This is a genomic window from Streptomyces sp. NPDC104096 (genome assembly GCF_055584385.1).
In genome coordinates this window covers 1-21485 of the sequence record NZ_JBVJMD010000076.1, presented here as the reverse complement: position 1 = coordinate 21485, position 21485 = coordinate 1, and the positions used below count along the sequence as shown (strand labels likewise).

The 21485-nt window shown below is 73.0% G+C and carries 17 protein-coding genes; 10 read left to right on the top strand and 7 right to left on the bottom strand.

Features of this window, described 5'->3' with window-relative positions; all coding sequences use genetic code 11:
• The first annotated feature begins 19 nt into the window (after positions 1-19).
• Positions 20-1651: an alpha/beta hydrolase gene (locus ACZ60B_RS38955; RefSeq protein ID WP_469395832.1), complete on the top strand. Its 1632-nt coding sequence runs from the start codon at positions 20-22 to the stop codon at positions 1649-1651.
• Positions 1652-1712: 61 nt separating this feature from the next.
• Here ACZ60B_RS38955 and hemQ read toward each other — a convergent pair whose 3' ends face one another.
• A complete protein-coding gene (gene hemQ / locus ACZ60B_RS38950; RefSeq protein WP_469395830.1) occupies positions 1713-2444 on the bottom strand; it encodes a hydrogen peroxide-dependent heme synthase in 732 nt (243 codons plus the stop codon).
• 4 nt (positions 2445-2448) lie between these two features.
• Entirely contained in the window at positions 2449-3903 is a 1455-nt protein-coding gene (hemG, locus tag ACZ60B_RS38945) for a protoporphyrinogen oxidase (protein WP_469395827.1), read from the bottom strand.
• A 157-nt stretch (positions 3904-4060) separates the two neighbouring features.
• On the opposite strand from hemG, the gene ACZ60B_RS38940 reads away from it, so the two are divergent.
• Both ACZ60B_RS38940 and ACZ60B_RS38935 read left to right on the top strand, forming a co-directional pair.
• Positions 4061-5077, top strand: a complete 1017-nt coding sequence (locus ACZ60B_RS38940) for a DUF4349 domain-containing protein (RefSeq protein ID WP_469395825.1) — start codon at positions 4061-4063, stop codon at positions 5075-5077.
• 47 nt (positions 5078-5124) lie between these two features.
• The gene (locus ACZ60B_RS38935; protein WP_469395849.1) at positions 5125-6513 is read left to right on the top strand and encodes an FAD-dependent oxidoreductase; all 1389 of its coding nucleotides are present in this window, start codon (positions 5125-5127) and stop codon (positions 6511-6513) included.
• A gap of 75 nt (positions 6514-6588) precedes the next feature.
• Here ACZ60B_RS38935 and ACZ60B_RS38930 read toward each other — a convergent pair whose 3' ends face one another.
• On the bottom strand, positions 6589-6885 hold the full coding sequence (locus ACZ60B_RS38930; protein ID WP_469395824.1) for a hypothetical protein: 297 nt from the start codon (positions 6883-6885) through the stop codon (positions 6589-6591).
• Positions 6886-7025: 140 nt separating this feature from the next.
• Here ACZ60B_RS38930 and ACZ60B_RS38925 point away from each other — a divergent pair, with 140 nt between their 5' ends.
• Positions 7026-7850, top strand: coding sequence for a rhomboid family intramembrane serine protease (locus tag ACZ60B_RS38925; protein ID WP_469395822.1), 825 nt, complete (start codon positions 7026-7028; stop codon positions 7848-7850).
• Positions 7851-7856: 6 nt separating this feature from the next.
• On the opposite strand, the gene hemE is transcribed toward ACZ60B_RS38925, so the two are convergent.
• Complete coding sequence (gene hemE, locus ACZ60B_RS38920; RefSeq protein ID WP_469395820.1) at positions 7857-8924, bottom strand: uroporphyrinogen decarboxylase; 1068 nt, start codon at positions 8922-8924, stop codon at positions 7857-7859.
• A gap of 277 nt (positions 8925-9201) precedes the next feature.
• Between hemE and ACZ60B_RS38915 the strand changes: the two genes are divergently transcribed.
• The 5 genes from ACZ60B_RS38915 (at position 9202) to ACZ60B_RS38895 (ending at position 16676) form a co-directional block, all read left to right on the top strand.
• On the top strand, positions 9202-9876 hold the full coding sequence (locus tag ACZ60B_RS38915; RefSeq protein WP_469395818.1) for a DUF3000 domain-containing protein: 675 nt from the start codon (positions 9202-9204) through the stop codon (positions 9874-9876).
• 459 nt (positions 9877-10335) lie between these two features.
• On the top strand, positions 10336-10998 hold the full coding sequence (locus ACZ60B_RS38910; RefSeq protein ID WP_450662078.1) for a LuxR C-terminal-related transcriptional regulator: 663 nt from the start codon (positions 10336-10338) through the stop codon (positions 10996-10998).
• Between the two features lie 175 nt (positions 10999-11173).
• Positions 11174-12463 carry a ribonuclease D gene (locus ACZ60B_RS38905; protein WP_469395816.1) on the top strand — a complete coding sequence of 430 codons (1290 nt, stop codon included), beginning with the start codon at positions 11174-11176 and terminating at the stop codon, positions 12461-12463.
• 860 nt (positions 12464-13323) lie between these two features.
• A complete protein-coding gene (locus ACZ60B_RS38900; protein ID WP_469395813.1) occupies positions 13324-14541 on the top strand; it encodes a thiolase family protein in 1218 nt (405 codons plus the stop codon).
• Positions 14538-16676: a 3-hydroxyacyl-CoA dehydrogenase NAD-binding domain-containing protein gene (locus ACZ60B_RS38895; protein ID WP_469395811.1), complete on the top strand. Its 2139-nt coding sequence runs from the start codon at positions 14538-14540 to the stop codon at positions 16674-16676. Before ACZ60B_RS38900 ends, ACZ60B_RS38895 begins: the two co-directional genes overlap by 4 nt.
• 94 nt (positions 16677-16770) lie before the next feature.
• Here the strand turns inward: ACZ60B_RS38895 and ACZ60B_RS38890 are convergent, their stop codons facing one another.
• Positions 16771-17787, bottom strand: coding sequence for a DUF8189 domain-containing protein (locus ACZ60B_RS38890; protein WP_469395809.1), 1017 nt, complete (start codon positions 17785-17787; stop codon positions 16771-16773).
• A 70-nt stretch (positions 17788-17857) separates the two neighbouring features.
• Here ACZ60B_RS38890 and ACZ60B_RS38885 point away from each other — a divergent pair, with 70 nt between their 5' ends.
• Positions 17858-18250, top strand: a complete 393-nt coding sequence (locus ACZ60B_RS38885; RefSeq protein ID WP_469395807.1) for an NTP pyrophosphohydrolase — start codon at positions 17858-17860, stop codon at positions 18248-18250.
• Between the two features lie 12 nt (positions 18251-18262).
• Here the strand turns inward: ACZ60B_RS38885 and ACZ60B_RS38880 are convergent, their stop codons facing one another.
• Complete coding sequence (locus tag ACZ60B_RS38880) at positions 18263-19711, bottom strand: ArnT family glycosyltransferase (protein ID WP_469395806.1); 1449 nt, start codon at positions 19709-19711, stop codon at positions 18263-18265.
• A gap of 73 nt (positions 19712-19784) precedes the next feature.
• Complete coding sequence (locus tag ACZ60B_RS38875) at positions 19785-21296, bottom strand: amino acid permease (RefSeq protein WP_469395804.1); 1512 nt, start codon at positions 21294-21296, stop codon at positions 19785-19787.
• Positions 21297-21485 lie beyond the last annotated feature (189 nt).

The following is a 21485-nucleotide window of genomic DNA, read 5'->3' as shown; positions in this document are numbered from 1 at the left end:
TGCCTCGAAGGGATCCGCGATGAGAGCAGCCGTCGTCCACTCGGCCGCCGGGTCGTTGCTGTTGACCGTTCTCGCCGCCGGTCCGGCCGGGGGCAGCACCGGCGCCCCCGGCGCGACGACCGAGCGCGAGGGCACCAGGGTGGCCGCCGCCCGCGCCGCCGAGACCGGTGTCCGCTTCGGCGCGTGCACCGAGTTGCGGGACGCGCCGGACAGCCTCCGGTGCGGCACGGTGAGCGTCCCGCTCGACTACGCCCACCCGGACGGCAAGCAGATCGAGCTGACCGTCAGCCGGGTGCCGGCCACCCACCGCGACCCGCACAACAGCAAGCGCCTGGTGCCGCGCAAGGGCGCCCTGGTCTTCAACCCGGGCGGCCCCGGCGGCTCCGGCATGTACTTCCCGCTGGCCGGCACGCTCCCGCAGTGGAAGCGCATCGCGGCCGCCTACGACCTGGTCGGCTACGCCCCGCGCGGCGTCGGCCGCTCGGCGCCGCTGTCCTGCCAGGACCCCCAGCACTTCTTCAAGGGCCCTGCCCCGGCGCCGGTGCACCCCTCGGAGTCGTACAAGCGGCAGCGCATCGCCCGGGCCAAGGCGTACGCGCAGGGCTGCGCGAAGCGGTCGGGCAGCGCGCTGCGCCACTACACCTCCCTGAACAACGCCCGTGACCTGGACGTCCTGCGGGCCGCGCTCGGCGAGCCGAAGCTGACGTTCATGGGCGCCTCGTACGGCACCTACTTCGGGGCGCTGTACGCGACCCTGTTCCCCTCGCACGTGGCCCGGATGGTGTTCGACGCGGCGGTGAACCCGGATCCCGCGCAGATCTGGTACCGCAACAACCTCGCCCAGTCGGCCGCGTTCGAGGAGCGCTGGGCGGACTTCCGGGAGTGGGTCGCCCGCCACCACGACGTGTACGGGCTGGGCACGACGGCCGCGGCGGTGGCGGACGGCTACGAGAAGGCGCGGACCCGGCTGGCCGCCCGGCCGGCGGGCGGGAAGGTCGGCCCCGCCCAGTTGCAGAACGCGTTCCTCCAGGCCGGGTACTACGACACGTACTGGCCCTCGCGGGCCGCGGCGCTGTCGGCGTATCTGAAGGGCGACCCGCGGCCGCTGGTGGCCCTGGCGGCGCCGGTCACGCGGGCGGCCGCCGAGGCGGAGAACGGGAGCGCCGTCTACACGGCCGTGGAGTGCAACGACGCGCCCTGGCCGACGGACTGGAAGGTATGGGACCGCGACAACACGCGGCTCGCGCGGGTGGCGCCGTTCGAGACCTGGGACAACGCCTGGGCGAACCTGCCGTGCGCCTACTGGCCGGTGCCGCGGCAGCGGCCGCTGGATGTGCGGACCGGTCCGGGTGAGCTGCCGCCGACGCTGGTCCTGGCCTCCGAGCGGGACGCGGCCGCGCCCTACGACGGCGCTCTTGAGCTGCGCCGGCGGCTGGCCGGTTCGGTGCTGGTGACCGAGCGGGACGCCGGCACGCACGGCGTCGCCGGCGGTCCCAACCGCTGCGTCAACGGCCATCTGGAGGCGTATCTGCTGGAGGACCGGCTGCCGGACCGGCGCGCGTCCTGCGCACCGCGTCCGGAACCGGTGCCCGCGCCGAAGCCGGACCCGAAGGCGAAGCCGGCCACGAGGTCGAAGCCGGTACGGGGCTGACGGCCGGCCGTCGGGGACCGGCGGCCGAGGGCTCGCCCTGCGGCAAGCCCTCGGAGCGGGCTCAGGCCAGGCCCGCGACCAGATCGGCGACGTCCTTGCGGCGGCCCGTGTAGAAGGGGACCTCCTCGCGGACGTGCATCCGCGCCTCGGAGGCACGCAGGTGACGCATGAGGTCGACGATGCGGTACAGCTCGTCGGCCTCGAAGGCCAGCATCCACTCGTAGTCGCCGAGGGAGAACGAGGCGACCGTGTTGGCGCGCACGTCGGGGTAGCCGCGCGCCATCTTGCCGTGGTCCGCGAGCATCCGGCGGCGGTCCTCGTCGGGCAGCAGGTACCAGTCGTAGGAGCGCACGAAGGGGTAGACGCTCACGTAGTCGCGGGGCGTCTCGTCGGCGAGGAACGCCGGGATGTGCGAGCGGTTGAACTCGGCGGGGCGGTGCAGCGCCATGTTCGACCAGACCGGCTCCAGGGCGCGCCCCAGCTTCGTCCGGCGGAAGAGGTTGTACGCCTCCTGGAGCTGGTCGGAGGTCTCGGCGTGCCACCAGATCATGAGGTCGGCGTCGGCGCGCAGGCCGGACACGTCGTAGGTGCCGCGGACGGTCACGTCCTTGGCGGCGAGCTGGTCGAACAGCTCCTGGACCTCGTCGGCGTAGCCCGCGCGGTCCTCGGGCAGCACGTCCTTCAGCCGGAAGACGGACCACAGGGTGTAGCGGATGACCTCGTTGAGGTCCTTGGCCAGCTTGCCCTTGTTCGGGATCCTGCCGGACTCGGTGGTGGGGGCATCTTCACTCATGCGGCTATTCTCCCGCTCCGCCGTGCAGGCTCTGCACCGGGTGGGCGGTGAGTTCCTGCACACCGCGCAGGTCGCCGCCCAGCCGGTCGACCGCCGCGTACGCGCTCGCGATGCAGGCCGGGATGCCGACCCCGTCGTACGCCGCGCCGCACACCGCCAGGCCCGGGACCGCGGCGACGTGCTCGCGGACGCGGGCCACGCGCGCGTGGTGGCCGACGGGGTACTGGGGCAGGCCGTCGGTCCAGCGGGTGACCCGGGTCTCCAGGGGGACGGCGTCGAGGCCGGTGGCCGCCTTCAGGTCGTGCCGGGAGACCGCCACGAGAGCGGCGTCGTCGCGCTGGAGGACCTCGGTCTCGCGGTGCCGTCCGACCGAGGTGCGCACCACGACCACGTCCGGGTCCTCGTCGGCGATCCAGCCCCACTTGCGGGAGGCGAACGTCGACGCCTTGATGGTGTGCCCGTCGACCGGCGGGACGAGGAAGCCGCTGCCCTCGGGCAGGGCGGCCGCCTCGCCGCGCCGGTAGGCGAGGCTGATCAGGGCCATCGAGGCGTACTCCACGGTGTCCAGTTCGGCGGCGGCCGCGGGGCAGTCGTCGCGCAGCAGGCGGGCGGTGTCGCGGGCGGGGGCCGCGAGGACCACGGCGTCGGCCTCCTGCGCGCCGCCGTCGGTCAGGATCCGCCAGCCGTCGCCGGTGCGGCGCAGGCCGCGCACCGGGGTGTCCAGCCGGATCTCCCCGCCGCGCGCCCGCACCGACTCGGCGACGGCGAGCGGGAGCCGGCCCACTCCGCCGGCGATGCCCATGAAGACGGGTCCGGCCGGCTGGTCCGTCGCCGTCTTCGCCTGGATCTCGCGGACCGCCTCGGTCAGCGAGTCGTGCGTGCGCGCGGCCCGGTAGAGCTGGGGGACGGCGGAGCGCAGCGAGATGCGGTAGGCGTCGCCCGCGTAGACCCCGCCCAGCAGGGGTTCCACCAGCCGGTCGACGACCTCGCGGCCGAGCCGGGCCGCCACGTACTCCCCCACCGCCACGTCGTCGCCGACCTCGGTGCGCGGCAGGCGGGCGTCGTCGTCGATACGGGCCAGGCCCTCGTCGGACAGCACCCCGGCCAGCGCGGCGGCGGTACCGGGGACACCCATCACATGGCCCTTGGGCATCGGACGCAGGGCGCCCCGGGTCCAGATCGAGGCGGTCGCGGTGGCCGGCGGCTGGAGGTGGTCGGCCAGACCCACCTCACGCGCCAGCCCCACCGCCTCCGGTCTGCGGGCCAGCATCGACTCGGCGCCGAGGTCGACGCGCACGCCCGCGATCTCGCCCGGCAGCAGTTTGCCGCCGACCCGGCCGGACGCCTCCAGCACGGTCACCCGCGCCCCGCGCTCCAGCAGCCGGTGGGCGGCGGCCAGCCCCGCGATCCCGGCTCCGACGACGACGACATGCTCCGTGCCCGTACCCGTTGCGCTCATGGCCCCACTCTCTCAGAGCGCGCCGGCACTGCCGCGGGACCCCGGTGTCCTGGACGAGTCCTGACCGTGACCGCATCGCGACCGGCCGCCGCAAACGTCCCGGGCCGCTACGGCGTCGAAGGAGCGTCAGTCGTCACCGCCCCGGGGGGAGACCCACATGCGCGCACCACATCCCGCCCCACGTTCCGCACGGCGTTCCGCGCCGCCTTCCGTACGGCGTTCCGCCCGGGCCCTGGCCGGGGTGCTGCTCGTCTGCGCCCTGGCCCTCGCGGGATGCGGCGCGGGTGCGGACGACAAGGCCGCGACCAGTTCCGACGCCAAGGCCGCGGCCGGGCCCGAGGCGCAGACCGGCGCCGGTGCGGAGGCACAGGCGGGCGCCGCGGACAGCAATCGGAACGGCAGCGCGAGGACCGGCACGCCGCCGGCCCTCTCCACCAGCCACATCATCCGTACCGCCACGCTGACCGTGCAGGTCAAGGACTCGGCGAAGGCCCTCGACACGGCCCGCACCACCACCGAGAACGCGGGCGGCTACGTCGGCGACGAGACCACCACCCGGGACGAGGACAGCGGCGAGCACACCCGGGTCGTGCTGCGCGTGCCGGTCGACCGGTACGACGAGGTCCTCGCCGGTCTGGAGGGCACGGGCAAGCTCCTGGAGCGCACCGCGAAGGCCCAGGACGTCACCGACCAGGTCGTCGACGTCGACAGCCGGGTCAAGTCGCAGCGCGCCAGCGTGGCCCGCATCCGCGAGCTGATGGACCGGGCCACCCAACTCTCCGACGTGGTCACGCTGGAGGGCGAACTGAGCTCCCGCGAGGCCGATCTGGAGTCGCTGCTGGCCCAGCAGGCGTCCCTGAAGGACCGGACGAGCATGGCCACCATCACGCTCTCCCTCTTCGAGAAGCCGGTGCCGAAGGCCGAGAAGAAGGACGAGGACCCCGGGTTCGTGGACGCGCTCGCGGGTGGCTGGGGAGCGTTCGTGACGATGCTGCGCTGGGTCGCGGTGGCGTTCGGCGCGACCCTGCCGTTCGCGGCCGTGGCGGCGCTGCTGGTCCTGGCGTGGCTGCGCCTGATCCGGCCCCGGCGCCGCAACCGGACCGCACCGGACGGACCGGGCCTGACCGGACCCGACCGGAACGGTCCGGCCCTGAACGGACCCGATCAGCACTGAACCGACAGCGCCGAAATGCCCGTCCCCCGTAGCGTGTTCGTATGAGCATGAGCCGTGTGAGCCCTCAGGCAGAGCGACTGGTCGTGATCGGCGGCGACGCCGCGGGAATGTCCGCGGCGTCCCAGGCCCGCCGACTCAGAGGTCCGGACGAACTGGAGATCGTGGCCTTCGAGCGCGGCCACTTCACGTCCTACTCGGCGTGCGGCATCCCCTACTGGGTGGGCGGCGACGTCACCGAACGCGACCGGCTGATCGCCCGCACGCCCGAGGAGCACCGCGAGCGGGCGATCGACCTGCGGATGCGCACCGAGGTCACGGAGATCGACACGGCCGGGCAGCGGGTACGCGCGCGTGACCTGGACAGCGGCGCCGAGTCCTGGACGTCGTACGACAAGCTGGTGATCGCGACCGGGGCCCGGCCGGTGCGTCCCGAGATGCCGGGCATGGACGCCCCGGGGGTCCACGGAGTTCAGACCCTCGACGACGGCCAGGCCCTGCTCGACACCCTGGCGCACACGCGTGGCCGACGCGCGGTGGTCGTCGGCGCCGGCTACATCGGCGTGGAGATGGCCGAGGCGCTCATCAACCGGGGCTACGGGGTGACGGTCCTCAACCGTGGCAAGGAGCCCATGTCGACGCTGGATCCCGACATGGGCCGTCTGGTGCACCGGGCGATGGAGGGCCTCGGCATCACCATGGTCAACGACGCCGAGGTCACCAAGGTGCTCACCGGCGACGAGGGGCGGGTACGGGCGGTGGTCACCGAGGACGCGGAGTACCCGGCCGACGTGGTCGTGCTCGGTATCGGCGTACGCCCGGAGACGGCCCTCGCGCGGGCCGCCGGGCTGCCCCTGGGCGGCCACGGCGGCCTGCTCACCGACCTGGCGATGCGGGTACGCGGCCACGAGAACGTCTGGGCGGGCGGTGACTGCGTGGAGGTGCTGGACCTCGTCTCGGGACAGGAGCGGCACATCGCGCTCGGCACCCACGCCAACAAGCACGGCCAGGTCATCGGCACCAACGCGGGCGGCGGCTACGCCACCTTCCCCGGCGTCGTCGGCACGGCGGTGAGCAAGGTCTGCAACCTGGAGATCGCGCGCACGGGGCTGCGCGAGAAGGACGCGCACCGGGTCGGGCTGCGCTTCGAGGCGGTCACCATCGAGTCGACCAGCCGGGCGGGCTACTACCCGGGCGCCTCGCCCATGACGGTGAAGATGCTCGCCGAGCGTCGTACGGGACGGCTGCTCGGCGTGCAGATCGTCGGCCGGGAGGGCGCGGCGAAGCGGGTCGACATCGCCGCGGTGGCCCTCACCGCCGGCCTGACGGTGGAACAGATGACGGCCCTGGACCTGGGGTACGCGCCGCCCTTCTCCCCGGTGTGGGACCCGGTGCTGGTGGCCGCCCGCAAGGCGGCGGCCAAGGTACGCCCCGCCTGACGGCCCGGCTGCGCCACCGCGGCCGGGCCGGCGCGCTCGGACCGTCCCGCGGATCCGCGGCTCGGGCCGGAGCGCTCAGGCCGTGCCGGTGATCCGGGGCAGTGAGGCCACGGACGCGCTCGCGGCCGCGGCGGCCGGCTGCTCGCCGGCCGGCCGCGCGTGCGCCGCCGACGGCCTGACGGTCCGCAGCCGGTTGCCGACCGCCTCGTCCAGGGTCACCGGCCGCTTCAGCTGCGCGGCGAGCCGCCCCGCCTCCTGGCCCAGCCGGGCCACGTCCTCCCACGGCAGCCGCACCACCAGTGAGATCTCCGCCTCACCGTCCGGCAGTGCGTGGATCGCGGGCAGAGCCTGAGCGGTAATTCCGTCGTTCATCGCCTGATCCTCACGTCGTCCCCGCGTCACGCCTTCCCCGGACCGCGGGCGGTTGACGACTCATACGCGTGTACGGACGCGGGTGTTCACCGGTCCGTCATCCACCGGTTCGTCCGGCGTCCCGCGGGCAGTAGTCCCTTGTGGTCATCCCCGTGCACGACGTCAACCCGGTGCGCCGCACCCCCTGGGTGACGTACGCGCTGATCGCCGCGAACGTCCTGGTGTTCCTGTTCACGCCGGGCCTCGCGGGCTCGGCGGCGGCCGGCGACCATCTGTCACGGCTCTGCCATCTGCACGCGTTCCTGGACCACTACGCGGCGGTGCCACGGGAGTTGATCCACCATCAGCTGCCGGGAACGGTCCCCACGGGCGCCGTCGGGGTCGGTGCGCAGGGTCCGGGCTGCGTGGTCGGCCCGCCGGGCTACGTCAAGTCCCCGCCGCTGTCCGTGTTCACCGCGATGTTCCTGCACGGAAGCTGGCTGCACCTGCTGGGCAACATGCTGTTCCTGCTGATCTTCGGGAACAACATCGAGGACCGCATGGGGCACGTCCGCTTCACGCTGTTCTACGTCGCCTGCGGCTATGCGGCGTCGTACGGCTTCGCGCTGCTCAACGACGCGTCGACCGACCCGCTGATCGGCGCCTCGGGGGCGATCGCCGGCGTGCTGGGCGCCTATCTGGTGCTGTATCCGAGGGCGCGGGTGTGGGTGCTCGTCCCGTTCCTGGTCTTCCTGCCGCTGCGGCTGCCGGCCTGGCTGGTGCTCGGCTTCTGGTTCGTGCTCCAGGCGGTGTACTCGTCCGGCGAGGGCGTCTCCGAGGTGGGTACGGTGGCGTACGCGGCGCACATCGTCGGCTTCCTCACCGGGATGCTGCTGGCCTGGCCGCTGCGGCCCGGCACACCACCGCCTCCGGAGCCGCGCGGCCTGCTGTTCGGCAGGCGGGCGCGGCCCCGGCACTCCTGGTGAGGCGCCTCAGCGGGCGGTGCGGGTGTGGACGTACTCCACGAGCCGGGTGAGCGCGTCCGGGTCGGTGGACGGCATGACTCCGTGGCCGAGGTTGAAGATGTGGCCCTCCAGGTCCGCGGCCGCGTCGAGGACCTTACGCGTCTTGGCCTCGACGGCTTCCCGGCCGGCGAACAGGACGGTCGGGTCCAGGTTGCCCTGGAGCGCCTTGCCCGGTCCGACCCGGCGGACGGCCTCGTCCAGCGGCACCCGCCAGTCGACGCCGACGACGTCCGCGCCCGCCTCGCCCATCAGGCCGAGCAGCTCGCCGGTGCCGACGCCGAAGTGGATGCGGGGGACGCCGTACCCCTCGACCGCGCGGAACACCTTCGCGGAGGCGGCCATCACCGAGCGCCGGTAGTCCGCCGGGGCCAGCGCGCCGGCCCAGGAGTCGAAGAGCTGGACCGCGCTCGCGCCCGCCTCGATCTGGACCTTCAGGAAGGCGGAGGTGATGTCGGCGAGACGGTCGAGCAGGTCGGCCCAGAGCTCGGGGTCGCCGTACATCATCGCCTTGGCGTTCTCGTACGTGCGCGACGGGCCGCCCTCGACGAGGTAGCTCGCGAGGGTGAACGGCGCGCCCGCGAAACCGATGAGCGGGGTGCCGCCGAGTTCGCGGGTGAGCAGGCCGATCGCCTCGATGACGTAGGGCACGTCGTCCGGGGTCAGGTCGCGCAGCTGCGCCAGGTCGGCGCGGGTGCGGATGGGCCGCTCGACGACCGGGCCGACGCCGGGCTTGATGTCGAGGTCGATGCCGATGGCCTTGAGCGGGACGACGATGTCGCTGAAGAAGATCGCCGCGTCCACGTCGTGCCGGCGCACCGGCTGGAGCGTGATCTCGGTGACCAGCTCGGGGCGCATGCAGGACTCCAGCATCGCGACGCCCTGGCGCACCTTGCGGTACTCCGGCAGGGAGCGACCGGCCTGCCGCATGAACCACACGGGCGTGTGCGGCACGGGCTCACGCCTGCACGCCTTCAGGAAGGCACTGTCGTACGTCGCTGTCGGCTGCTGGCCCGCGGGGCTTCCGTTCGCACTCACGACGGCAAGTCTCGCACGACGGCGGAGCACCCCGGGCCGGACCGCGGGACGCGGGACCGCGTACGGGTCGGGGCGTGGGCAAGGCGCGGGCCGGGGCGTGGGGACGGGGCGCGGGGTGCGGGCCCCACGGCGTGGGGGGCGAGGTCGGTCCAGGGTCCGGGCCGGGGCGCGGAGGCGGGGTGCGCGCGGGGGTGCGAGGGGTCGTGCGCGGGGGCGCAAGGGGCCATGGGGGTGTCTTGCTCTGCACGAAGCCCCCGTTCCCCTTAATCTTCCCCGCATGGCTGCGGCTCAGGGACGACTGTCGGACGGCGCTGGCGAGATGGACGACGCGAAGGACACCGGGGAGGACGCCTCACACGCGAACGCGGCTCCGCCGCCCTTCCGGGCCGCGGTGGACGCGCTGAGAACCGCGCGGCTGCGACCGCAGATCGAGATCGAGCCGACACCGGCCCCGCAGCGGCTGGCGCCGTTCACGTACGCGCTGGAGGCGGCGGTCGTCGACGGCGACCAGGAACTGGCCGACGGCCGGCTGGTGCTGCTGCACGACCCCGCCGGGCACGATGCCTGGCAGGGCACCTTCCGGCTGGTGACGCTGGTGCGCGCGGAACTGGAGGCGGAGATGGCCGCCGACCCGCTGCTGCCCGAGGTGTGCTGGTCGTGGCTGACGGGCGCGCTCCAGGCGCGCGGCCTCGGGTACGGCGAACCGAGCGGCACCGTCACGCGCGCGAGCTCCCACTACTTCGGCGGGCTGTCGGCACGCCCCGCGGCCTCGCAGATCGAGATCCGGGCGTCGTGGACGCCCCGGGAGGGCCTGGGCGGGGTCCCGGACACCGCGGGCCATCTGGCGTCGTGGTGCGATCTGCTGGCCCAGGTGGCGGGGCTGCCGCCGGCCGGTCCCGGCGACGCGTCGGTGGTGACGCTGCCGCAGCGACGGGGGCCGCAGTCCCGGTGACCTCACCGCGGGGGGCGGAGTCCGGACCGGATCCGGAGTCGGGACTGGAGCCGGGGCCGGGGCTGACGTAGGGGCCGGGGGCCGGGGCCTGGGGCACCCGCGTGAGAATCCCGCGGCCGCCCCTCCGCCGCGCCCGAGGGGCCCTCGGACCGCCGCCTGATCGGTTTTTCGACCGCTCTCTCACACTCGCTCACCCCCTCTTGGCCCGTTTGCTCGCCCGTTTTGATGATCTCTTTGTCGATACGGCCACTTTCAGACAACCAATCGGCTTCGACCGAAACGATTCGATCTTCGGATGATCGCTCGCGTGTCCGAATTGCACGTATTGTTACTCACTAGATCGTGATCATTTCCTAAAGGACGCCGGGTTTGGTGCCGAAGACGACTGTGACCTTGAAAGCACGGTTCGTCCCGGCTTCATCCCTACGAGCCGGTACCGTCCCCCACCCAGGAGGCCTGGTGTCCGTTCTCCTCGAGCAGCCCGCAAGCCTGGTCGCCTACCGCCCGAACAAGCCCACCGCCATGGTGGTCGTGGCCGACCCCCGCGTCCGCTCCACCGTCACCCGCCACCTGTGGGCGCTCGGTGTGCGCGACGTCATCGAGGCCTCGTCCATCGCGGAGGCTCGTCCCCGCATCGGCAACCCCCGCGACATCTGCGTCGCCGACGTCCACCTGCCGGACGGCTCCGGCCTCACCCTCCTGTCCGAGACCCGCGCGGCCGGTTGGCCCAACGGTCTCGCCCTCTCCGCCGCCGACGACATCGGCGCCGTGCGCAACGCCCTCGCGGGCGGCGTCAAGGGCTACGTCGTCACCGGCACCCGCACCAACGTCGGGCTCCCCACCCGCCTCGGTGCCGCCCCCATCGGCTCCGCCGCCGCCCGCCTGCACCGCCGCCCCCCGGGTGCCCCGAGCCACCCGGGCGGCTACCGCGAACTGTCCGGACGCGAGGTCGAGGTGCTGCGACTGGTCGCGGAGGGCCAGTCGAACAAGGCGATCGGCGTCTCCATGGGCCTGTCCGCGCTGACCGTCAAGAGCCACCTCGCCCGTATCGCCCGCAAGCTCGGCACGGGCGACCGCGCCGGGATGGTCGCGGTGGCGCTGCGGACCGGCATCATCCACTGACCATCACGACCGCATACCGATCTCCCGACCGGGTCACCGCCCGGAGTTTCACCCCATTGCCCCACTGACCGCTTTCACTGACACGTGTGATGCGTGACTGGTTTGCACCCCTCGGGCGCCCGCCGACGGAACGTTCCGTCGGCGGGCGCTGTCGATACACGGATACCCTTGACATGTGACCGACGCCCAAGAGACCGCAGCAGCCACGTCACTGCGAACCACCGGAGGCGCCCCTCCGGACGACGGCGGATCTTCTGCGACCGGGGCGCCCGTCCCGCTCCTCGAACCGCGCGAGGGCATTCCGCCGGTGATCACCGACGAGGCCGCCCTCGCCGAGGTGATCGCCGCCTTCGCCGCCGGGACCGGCCCGGTGGCCGTGGACGCCGAGCGCGCGTCCGGCTACCGCTACGGCCAGCGCGCCTATCTGGTGCAGCTGCGCCGCGCCGGCGCCGGCTCCGCCCTGATCGACCCCGTGGCCTGCCCGGACCTCTCCGCGCTGGGCGATGCGCTGTCCGGGGTGGAGTGGGTGCTGCACGCGGCCACTCAGGACCTGCCCTGTCTGCGTGAGATAGGCATGGTTCCCAGCCTGCTGTTCGACACCGAGCTGGCCGGCCGGCTCGCCGGGTTCCCCCGGGTGGGCCTGGGCGCGATGGTCGAGAGCGTGCTCGGATTCGTCCTGGAGAAGGGCCACTCCGCCGTCGACTGGTCGACCCGGCCGCTGCCCGATCCCTGGCTGCGCTACGCGGCCCTGGACGTGGAACTCCTCGTCGACCTGCGCGACGCGCTGGAGAAGGAGCTGGACCGGCAGGGCAAACTGGAGTGGGCCCGGCAGGAGTTCGACGCGATCGCCTCGGCTCCGCCGCCGGAGCCCCGCAAGGACCCCTGGCGACGTACGTCCGGCATGCACAAGGTGCGGCGGCGGCGCCAGCTCGCGGTGGTGCGCGAGCTGTGGGAGGCCCGCGACCGGATCGCGCAGCGCCGGGACGTCTCGCCGGGCAAGGTGCTCGGCGACGCGGCCATCGTCGAGGCCGCCCTGTCGCTGCCGGCCAATGTGCACGCCCTCGCCGCGCTGACCGGGTTCGGGCACCGCATGGGGCGGCGGCAGCTCGACCAGTGGCAGGCGGCCGTCGACCGCGCCAGGGCGCTGCCCGACGCGCAGTTGCCGCAGCCGGGGCAGCAGGTGACCGGTCCGCCGCCGCCGCGGGCGTGGGCGGACAAGGACCCGGCCGCGGCGGCCAGGCTGTCGGCGGCGCGGACCGCGGTGTCGGCGTTGGCCGAGCGGATCGACATGCCCCAGGAGAACCTGATCACGCCGGACACGGTGCGCCGGGTCTGCTGGGAGCCGCCGAGGAGCACGGACGTCGACTCCACCGCGGCCGCACTGGCCGGGTACGGCGCACGCCCCTGGCAGGTGGAACTGGTGGCCCCGGCCCTGTCCGAGGCCCTGTCCGTCCAGGGCCCCTGACCCCGACGGCCCGCCGGGCCCGACAGCCCGGCACTGCCCCTGCACACGGGCCGCCCGGGGCCCGACGGACCTCCACGGACCGCACCAGGGCCCCCGGCCGGGCCCCACGGACCACGGTGGAGCCGCCGTTCGGCCCCCACGGGACCGTCCGGGGCCCTGACCGACCACGACGGGCCACCGAGGATCTCGGTGGTCCCCGGTGGACCACCACACGGACCAGCGGGGACCCTGACGGACCACCACGGGCCGTCCGTGTCCCGGCGGACCCCTCGGCGGCCGGGTCGGCGGCGCGGGCGCGCCGCCGGGCGACGGTCCACCGGGGACCGTGAGGACCACCATGGGGCCGCCGAGATCCCCGGTGGACCACCACAGGGAACGTCGGGGACCCTGACGGACCGCCACGGGCCGCCGGGGAGGCGGACGGACCGCCGCCGAAGACACGGGCGGAACGCCGTCGGGGAGGCCGGCGGAACGCGCCCGCGCTCCACTCCGTCCCTCTTCTCCGGGTGCGCCCCGAAGGTATGTCGGAAACGGAGCGGGGGCGTACGTCGAGATCACGCCAAGATCCGGCGTGGACAGCAGCGGCACGCCCCTCCCGCGCGGCAGCGGAGCGACCGGCGCCCGGCGGACGAGGGTGCGGACCGCCGCGCGGCGCGTACGCGGCAAGCGGTGACCGCCCCGGCCAGGCGACCCCGGCACCCCCGCGGAAGCGGCTCCGGCGCGCGCGTGAATGTGACCTTCGCCGCTCCAGCCCCCGGGACTGGGCAGCATGGTTACTCGTAAGTAGCATGGGGAGGTGAGCGCGCGCTCAGCGCGTGTGCCGCGCTGCAGTGCCATCCCGCATCTGGAGGAGAGCCATCGTGCCTCGTACCGTCAGGGACGTCGTCTTCGTCGACGGCGTCCGCACCCCGTTCGGCAAGGCGGGCCCGAAGGGCATCTACCACGAGACCCGCGCCGACGACCTCGTCGTGAAGGCGATCCGGGAGCTGCTGCGCCGTAACCCGGGCCTCGACCCCAAGAAGATCGACGAGGTCGCCATCGCCGCGACCACGCAGATCGGCGACCAGGGTCTGACGCTGGGCCGTACGGCCGGCATCCTCGCAGGTCTCCCCCAGTCGGTCCCCGGCTACTCCATCGACCGCATGTGCGCGGGCGCGCTGACCGCCGTCACGTCCGTCGCGGGCTCCATCGGCTTCGGCGCTTACGACGTCGTCATCGCCGGTGGTGTCGAGCACATGGGCCGTCACCCCATGGGCGAGGGCGTCGACCCCAACCCGCGGTTCGTCAGCGAGAAGCTGGTCGACGAGTCCGCCCTGTTCATGGGCATGACCGCGGAGAACCTGCACGACCGCTACCCCACCATCACCAAGCAGCGCGCCGACGAGTACGCCGTGCGCTCGCAGGAGAAGGCCGCCAAGGCGTACGCCGACGGCAAGATCCAGCAGGACCTGGTGCCGATCTCGGTCCGCCGCACCAACGCCGAGGCCGGTGAGACGGGCTGGGGCCTGGTCACCGCCGACGAGCCGATGCGCCCGGGCACGACCCTGGAGAGCCTGGCCGGCCTCAAGACCCCGTTCCGCGTGCACGGCCGGGTCACGGCGGGCAACGCCGCCGGTCTGAACGACGGTGCCACCGCGTCGATCATCGCCAGCGAGGACTTCGCCCGCGAGAACGACCTGCCGGTCAAGATGCGCCTGGTCTCCTACGCCTTCGCGGGCGTCGAGCCCGAGGTGATGGGCTACGGCCCGATCCCGGCCACCGAGAAGGCCCTGGCCCAGGCCGGCCTGACGATCGAGGACATCGACCTCTTCGAGATCAACGAGGCCTTCGCCGTCCAGGTCCTCGCCTTCCTGGAGCACTACGGCATCGCCGACGACGACGCCCGCGTCAACCAGTACGGCGGCGCGATCGCCTACGGCCACCCGCTCGCCTCGTCGGGTGTGCGTCTGATGACGCAGCTGGCCCGCCAGTTCGAGGAGCAGCCGCACGTCCGCTACGGCCTGACCACCATGTGCGTCGGCTTCGGCATGGGCGCGACGGTCATCTGGGAGAACCCGCACTTCGAGGGGGACAAGTGAGCACCACCGCTGAGCTTCTGAAGGGTGCGGCCGAGCTGTTCCCGGACGAGGTCGTGACGTCGGCGCACGTGCGCCACCTCGACCTGCCGTACGGCGCCGGGCGCTTCGCGCTCGTCACGCTGGACAACGGCTTCGACCACACCAAGCCGACCACCTTCGGCCCGGCGTCGCTGGCGAACCTCAACGCCGCGATCGACCAGGTCGAGGCGGAGGCCGCGGCCGGCGAGATCGTCGGCGTCGGCATCACCGGCAAGCCGTTCATCTTCGCGGTCGGCGCCGACCTCAAGGGCGTCGAGCTCCTCAAGGAGCACCAGGACGCGCTCGCCATCGGCAAGGGCGGCCACGAGGTCTTCAAGCGCCTCGCGGGCCTCGCGGTCCCGACCTTCGCGTACTACAACGGCGCGGCGATGGGCGGCGGCGTCGAGGTCGGCCTGCACTGCACCTACCGCACGGTCTCCAAGGCCCTGCCGGCGTTCTCGCTGCCCGAGGTCTTCCTCGGCCTGGTCCCCGGCTGGGGCGGCTGCACGATCCTGCCGAACCTGATCGGCGCGGACAAGGCCGTCTCGGTGATCATCGAGAACAGCCTCAACCAGAACAAGCAGCTCAAGGGCCAGCAGGTCTTCGACCTCGGCATCGCCGACGCCCTCTTCGAGGGTGCGGACTTCCTGGAGCAGTCGCTGATCTGGACGGCGAACGTCCTCAAGGGCGACATCGCGGTCGAGCGCCCGGCGATCGACCGCGGCGAGGCCTGGGACCAGGCCGTCGCCCGCGGCCGCGCCGCCGCCGACGGCAAGGTGCACGGCGCGGCACCGGCCGCCTACCGCGCGCTCGACATCATCGCCGCCGCCAAGAACGGCGACCTCCAGCAGGGCTACGACGCCGAGGACCAGGCGCTCGCCGACCTGATCATGGGTGGCGAACTGCGCTCCGGCATCTACGCGTTCAACCTGGTGCAGAAGCGCGGCAAGCGCCCGGCCGGTGCCCCGGACAAGAGCCTGGCCCGTCCGGTCACCAAGGTCGGCGTGGTCGGCGCGGGCCTGATGGCCTCGCAGCTGGCGCTGCTGTTCCTGCGCCGCCTGGAGGTCCCGGTCGTCCTCACGGACATCGACCAGGAGCGCGTCGACAAGGGTGTGGGCTACGTCCACGCCGAGATCGACAAGCTGCTCGGCAAGGGCCGGATCAACCAGGACAAGGCCAACCGCCTCAAGGCGCTGGTGTCCGGTGTGCTGGACAAGGCCGAGGGCTTCGCGGACGCGGACTTCATCATCGAGGCCGTGTTCGAGGAGATCGGGGTCAAGCAGCAGGTGTTCGCGGAGGTCGAGGCGGTCGCCCCGGCGCACGCGATCCTCGCCACCAACACCTCGTCCCTCTCGGTCACCGAGATGGCCTCGAAGCTGAAGAACCCCGAGCGGGTCGTCGGCTTCCACTTCTTCAACCCGGTCGCGATCCTGCCGCTGCTGGAGATCGTCCGCGGCGAGCAGACCGACGACGCGTCGCTGGCGACCGCGTTCGCGGTGGCCAAGAAGCTGAAGAAGACCGCGGTCCTGGTGAAGGACGCCCCGGCGTTCGTCGTCAACCGCATCCTCACCCGCTTCATGGGCGAGATCCAGAACGTCATCGACGAGGGCACCTCCGTCGAGGTTGCGGAGAAGGCGGTCGAGCCCCTGGGCCTGCCGATGTCCCCGCTGGTCCTGCTGGAGCTGGTCGGTCCCGCGATCGGTCTGCACGTCTCGGAGACCCTGAACCGGGCCTTCCCGGACCGCTTCACGGTGTCCCCGAACCTCGCGGCCGTCGTCAAGGCGGGCAAGCGCGGCTTCTACGTCTACTCGGCCGAGAACGGCTTCAAGCCGGTGCTGGACCCCGAGGTCGCCGCGCTCCTGAAGCAGGGCGATGTCGTCCTGACCGAGGAGCAGGTGCGCGCCCGGGTCCTCGACGCGGTCGCCCAGGAGATCGGGCTCATGCTCGACGAGGGCGTCGTCGCCGAGGCCCAGGACATCGACCTCTGCCTGATCACGGGCGCCGGCTGGCCCTTCCACCTGGGCGGCATCACGCCGTACCTGGACCGTGAGGGTGTCTCGCAGCGGGTGAACGGCAAGCCGTTCCTGGAGCCTGGGGTGGCTTCGGTTCCGGCGTGACGTCCACCGTGCACCGGTCCTGACACCGGTGCGACACCACAGGCCGCCCCCGCCGCTTCCACAGCGGCGGGGGCGGCCTGCGTGTCACCGTCGTTCAGACCGTGCGCCACGCCTCCAGGGCGAGGCCCGGTTCGTCCTTGCGGCGGGTGAGGCGCAGTTCGCCGGTCGACGGGGAGAGGGCGGCCGCGACCACCCGGCCGTCCTCGGCCACGGTGAGGTTCACCTCCGCGTCCCCGGGCAGTTCCTGGCCCGACTCGGTCCACCAGGCCCCGGCCGTCTCCTGTTCGGTCGGGTAGGCGGCGAAGGCGACCCGGCCCGATTCCGCGCGCTGGGCCAGCAACGTGCAGTCGTGGCCGTCGAGTTCGCAGCGGACCGCCGCCACCCGGCCCGGACCGGCGGCGGTCAGCACGGTGACGGGCTCGCCGCCGGGGCGCCAGGCGCGCAGGTCGCCGGAGTCGTCGGTGAAGAGCAGGGTGGTGCTCTCCGGCGAGGTGGCCAGCGCGCGCAGCGTGCCCGGGCGGGCCGTGGCCTCCATCGCCTCCTCCAGGACCGGCGTGGAGCCCGCCTCCTCCTGCCGCCAGTGCAGCAGGGCGCCCGGCACCGCCGCGTACAGCTCGACGCGGCCCGACTCCCCCGTCACCGCGGCCGGTTCCCCCTGGACGTCGTGCCCCTTCAGGTCGCGCCAGGGCTCCCAGCCGCCGGTCTCCTTCTGGGCGCGCATGCTCATCCCGCCGGCCGCGTTGCGGACGAAGACGTGGGCGCGCCCCTGGGCGTCCACCGCGACCGTGGGGGCGCCGGTGCGGTCCCCCTTCTTGTCGGGGTGCCCGATCGAGGTCCAGTCCAGGGCCGAGAGCCGGGGCCGGAAGTGGGTGGAGTGCACCAGGCCGGACTCGCCGGGCGCGGTGGGCCGCCAGGAGACCAGATGGGCATAGCCGTCGACGCCCTGCCCGGTCCCGAGGCCGGGGTGCAGTCTCTGCTCGCCGCCGATCCTGCGGGCCTCGGCCCAGGCGGCGCCGGGACCGCGCTCGGCGCGGCACAGGACCGCGTCTCCAGAGAGCAGGTAGACACTGAGCCGGCCGTCGCGGCCGCGTATGAACCAGTCGCCGTTCACCGGATCACCTTAATGCCGCCGCCGTGGGCCGTGGTCGATACCGGGTGATCTCCGTGCGAGGCTGGGGCGCATGAGCGACCAGGACGCGCGCCCCCTCCTCGTGATCGTCGACGCGGCGAACGTCGTCGGGTCGGTGCCCGACGGCTGGTGGCGCGACCGGCGCGGCGCCGCGCGGCGGCTGCGCGACCGGCTGGCGGTGGACGGCCTGCCGGGTCACGACGGCCCGGTCGAGATAGTGCTGGTGGTGGAGGGCGCGGCCCGCGGGGTGGAGTCCGTGCCGGGGGTACGGGTGGAGTCGGCGCCCGGCAGCGGCGACGACCACCTCGTCGAGGTCGTCGCCGGTGCCGTCGGACGCCCCTGTCTGGTCGTCACGGCCGACCGTGGACTCCGGCGTCGGGTGACGGAGTTGGGGGCACGGGTGACGGGGCCGCAGGCGGTACGGGGTGACGGCGGTACGGGCTGACGGCGGGCCGGCTCACTGCCCCGCCGCCCGTCGGTACAGCACCGCCCCGTCCACCCTTCCCGCCTCCTCGTACCCGGCCGCCAGCAGGTGCCGCAGGTCGGGGATGCGGTCCGGGCCGTACGGGCCGCCGCGGGAGTCGTCGACGATCAGCGACGGCGGGCGGTCGGCCAGTTCCGCGCGGAAGACCGTCCAGGTGCCGGGGACGGCGTACTTCTCGCCGACCTGGGGGCCGTCCCGGCCACCGCTGAAGTTGGTGAGCAGACCGGCCGTCAGATAGCGGCTGGCGGGGGTGCGGTCGGCCAGCCAGTACGTCTCCGGGTGCATGCCCCACAGCAGGACCCGGTCGGCGGGGCCGGTGCGGTCGGCGACGGCGGCGGCCAGGCGCTGGGCGTGGGCGAGTTCGGGGCGCGGGGCGAACAGCCCCCAGGCCAGGAACAGGGCGCAGCAGCAGGACGAGGTCAGCACGGCGGCGGGCGCCCGGTCCCGGGGCAGGAGCTGGAGCGCGGAGGTGGCCAGCAGCGCGAGCGGCGGGATCAGCTGGAGGTAGTAGTGGCCGAAGAAGTGGAAGCCCGTCAGTACCGCGCCGCCCGACGCGGCCAGCCACAGCCAGAGGTCGGCGGCGCCCGTGCGCGCGATGCGCAGGGCCCGTACGACGGGCGGGAGCAGGCCCGCGCAGGCGACCGCGAGGATGGCCGTGTTGACCAGCCCCCGGCCCAGGACGTGCAGTTCGGAGCCGGTGAACGTGGCGTAGACGGCGGAGCCGGTGACGGTCCAGAACACGAAGCCCGCCGGGTCGGTCAGCAGGGCGGCGCCCAGCACCGGCAGCGCCGCCCCGGCCGTCAGCCGCAGCAGGGCGGGCCGTGCGGTGCCGCAGAGCCACAGCACCGGCAGCAGTACCGCCCCTCCGGTCTGTTTGGCGAGGAAGGCGCAGGCCACGGCGGCTCCGGCGGCCGCCCAACGGCGCCGGTCGGCGCACCACATCGCGACCGCCGTGCAGGGCAGTATGAACACCTCGAAGCCCGCCGCCTGCGCGTCCTCGGGGTTGAGTCCGACCGAGACCAGCAGGTAGAGCACGCCGGCGGTACGACCGGCGCGGTCGCCCCAGCGGCGCCGGGCGAGCGAGGCGAGCGTCGCGGCGGTGAGCAGCTGGGCCAGCACCGCGAGCACCCTGACGCAGGTCAGGGAGTGCGAGCCGCACAGGGCGAACGCCCCCTGGTAGAGCCACGGCACCAGCGGCGGCTTGCGGTCCACGACCGTCTCATAGAGCTGTCCGCCGTGGGCCAGGAGGCGGGCCTGCACGGCGAGATAGCCCTCGTCCGGGTTCCACAGCGGCGGCACGAAGGACGGCACCCGGGTGGCGCAGGCCAGCACCGCGAGCAGCGGTAACAGGCGCCTCCAGTACGACACCGCCGCTTCGGCTGCGACTGCGGAGCGTGGTGTGGCGAGCGGCGCGGCAGACATGGGGAGCACGCTATCCGGCCCCGCATCTCCCTCCTAACCAGGACATACGAGGCCGGGTGGTCGGATGGCTCGATCACTCCCCGTGCTCGGGGATCTGGTCGGCCGTGATCTCCTCGTGGCGTCCCAGACGGCTGTGCGAACGGCCGTACAGGAAGTAGACGACGAAGCCGATCACCATCCACACCGCGAACCGGAGCCAGGTCTCGGCGGGGAGGTTCAGCATCAGCCAGAACGTGGCGAGGACCGAGACGATCGGGAGGAACGGCACCCAGGGGGTACGGAAGGAGCGGTGCAGGTCGGGGCGGGTACGGCGGAGGATGATCACGCCGATGGCGACGACCACGAAGGCGAAGAGCGTGCCGATGTTCACCAGTTCGGCGAGCTCGCTCAGACTGGTGAAGCCCGCGAGAATCGCAATGATCACACCGAGCAGGATGGTCGGCCGGTGCGGGGTCCGGTAGCGGGGGTGGACCCGGGAGAAGAAGCGGGGCAGCAGTCCGTCACGGCTCATCGCGAAGAACACCCGGGTCTGGCCCAGGAGCAGGATCATGCAGACCGTGATCAGACCGACGGCCGCGCCGAAGCTGATCAGGCCCGCGAACCAGGGGTGCCCGGTGGCCTTGAACGCGTCGGAGAGCGGGGCGTCCACGGACAGCTTGGAATAGTGCTGCATGCCGGTCACGACGATCGAGACGGCGACGTAGAGGACGGTGCAGACGAGCAGCGAGCCGAGGATGCCGCGGGGCATGTCCCGCTGGGGGTTCCTGGTCTCCTCGGCGGCGGTGGCGACCACGTCGAAGCCGATGAAGGCGAAGAAGACCACGGACGCGGCGGTGAAGATGCCCATCACGCCGAAGTTGGAGGGGGCCCAGCCGGCCAGCAGCTGGATCAGTGGGGCCTTGAGGTCGGCGCCCGCCGGGACCGGCTGCGCCTTGGGGACGAACGGGCTGTAGTTGGCGCTCTTGATGAAGAAGGCGCCCGCGACGATGACGATCAGGACGACGGCCACCTTGATGGCGACGATGACCTCGGTGACGCGCGCGGAGAGCTTCATGCCCAGCACCAGGACGCCGGTCAGCACCAGGACGAGCGCGGCGGCGAGGATGTCGAAGCCGAAGCCGTGGGCTCCCTCCCGGCTGCCGAGCGCCACGGGCAGGTGCCAGCCGGCGTTGTCCATCAGGGAGCGGATGTAGCCGGACCAGCCGACGGCGACCACCGCGGTACCGAGCGCGAACTCCAGCACCAGGTCCCAGCCGATGATCCAGGCGGGCAGCTCGCCGAGGGAGGCGTACGAGAAGGTGTACGCCGATCCCGCCACCGGGACGGTGGAGGCGAACTCCGCGTAGCACAGGGCGGCCAGGGCGCAGACGATGCCGGCCACGACGAAGGCCAGGGCGACGGCCGGGCCCGCGTTCTCCTTGGCGACCTTGCCGGTCAGGACGAAGATGCCGGTTCCGATGATGACGCCGACGCCGAAGACGGTCAGGTCCAGCGCGGACAGGGATTTCCTGAGCGCGTGCTCGGGCTCCTCGGTGTCGAGGATGGACTGCTCGACCTTCTTCGTCCGGAAGAGGGTGCTGCTCACGGCGTACCTCCCACGCTGTGTCGTCCTCAACATGATCGAGAGGGGCGTAGGGCCTGTCGTTTGGATCAGCCCGGCGTCGCGGGTGTGGCACGCACAGCTGCGGCGTTGTCGTCACTCGCCGACGTCCCCCAGCCTTCGGCCGGGAGGTGCCCCCACCGCGTCGACTCCCTCCTCCGCCTTGCAGCTGCA

What these genes read in the sequence shown, in the direction of transcription:
- ACZ60B_RS38955 (WP_469395832.1), top strand. Translation starts at nt 20, where the DNA reads ATGAGAGCAGCCGTCGTCCACTCGGCCGCCGGGTCGTTGCTGTTGACC.
- hemQ (WP_469395830.1), bottom strand. Translation starts at nt 2,444, where the DNA reads ATGAGTGAAGATGCCCCCACCACCGAGTCCGGCAGGATCCCGAACAAG.
- hemG (WP_469395827.1), bottom strand. Translation starts at nt 3,903, where the DNA reads ATGAGCGCAACGGGTACGGGCACGGAGCATGTCGTCGTCGTCGGAGCC.
- ACZ60B_RS38940 (WP_469395825.1), top strand. Translation starts at nt 4,061, where the DNA reads ATGCGCGCACCACATCCCGCCCCACGTTCCGCACGGCGTTCCGCGCCG.
- ACZ60B_RS38935 (WP_469395849.1), top strand. Translation starts at nt 5,125, where the DNA reads ATGAGCCGTGTGAGCCCTCAGGCAGAGCGACTGGTCGTGATCGGCGGC.
- ACZ60B_RS38930 (WP_469395824.1), bottom strand. Translation starts at nt 6,885, where the DNA reads ATGAACGACGGAATTACCGCTCAGGCTCTGCCCGCGATCCACGCACTG.
- ACZ60B_RS38915 (WP_469395818.1), top strand. Translation starts at nt 9,202, where the DNA reads ATGGCTGCGGCTCAGGGACGACTGTCGGACGGCGCTGGCGAGATGGAC.
- ACZ60B_RS38885 (WP_469395807.1), top strand. Translation starts at nt 17,858, where the DNA reads ATGAGCGACCAGGACGCGCGCCCCCTCCTCGTGATCGTCGACGCGGCG.
- ACZ60B_RS38880 (WP_469395806.1), bottom strand. Translation starts at nt 19,711, where the DNA reads ATGTCTGCCGCGCCGCTCGCCACACCACGCTCCGCAGTCGCAGCCGAA.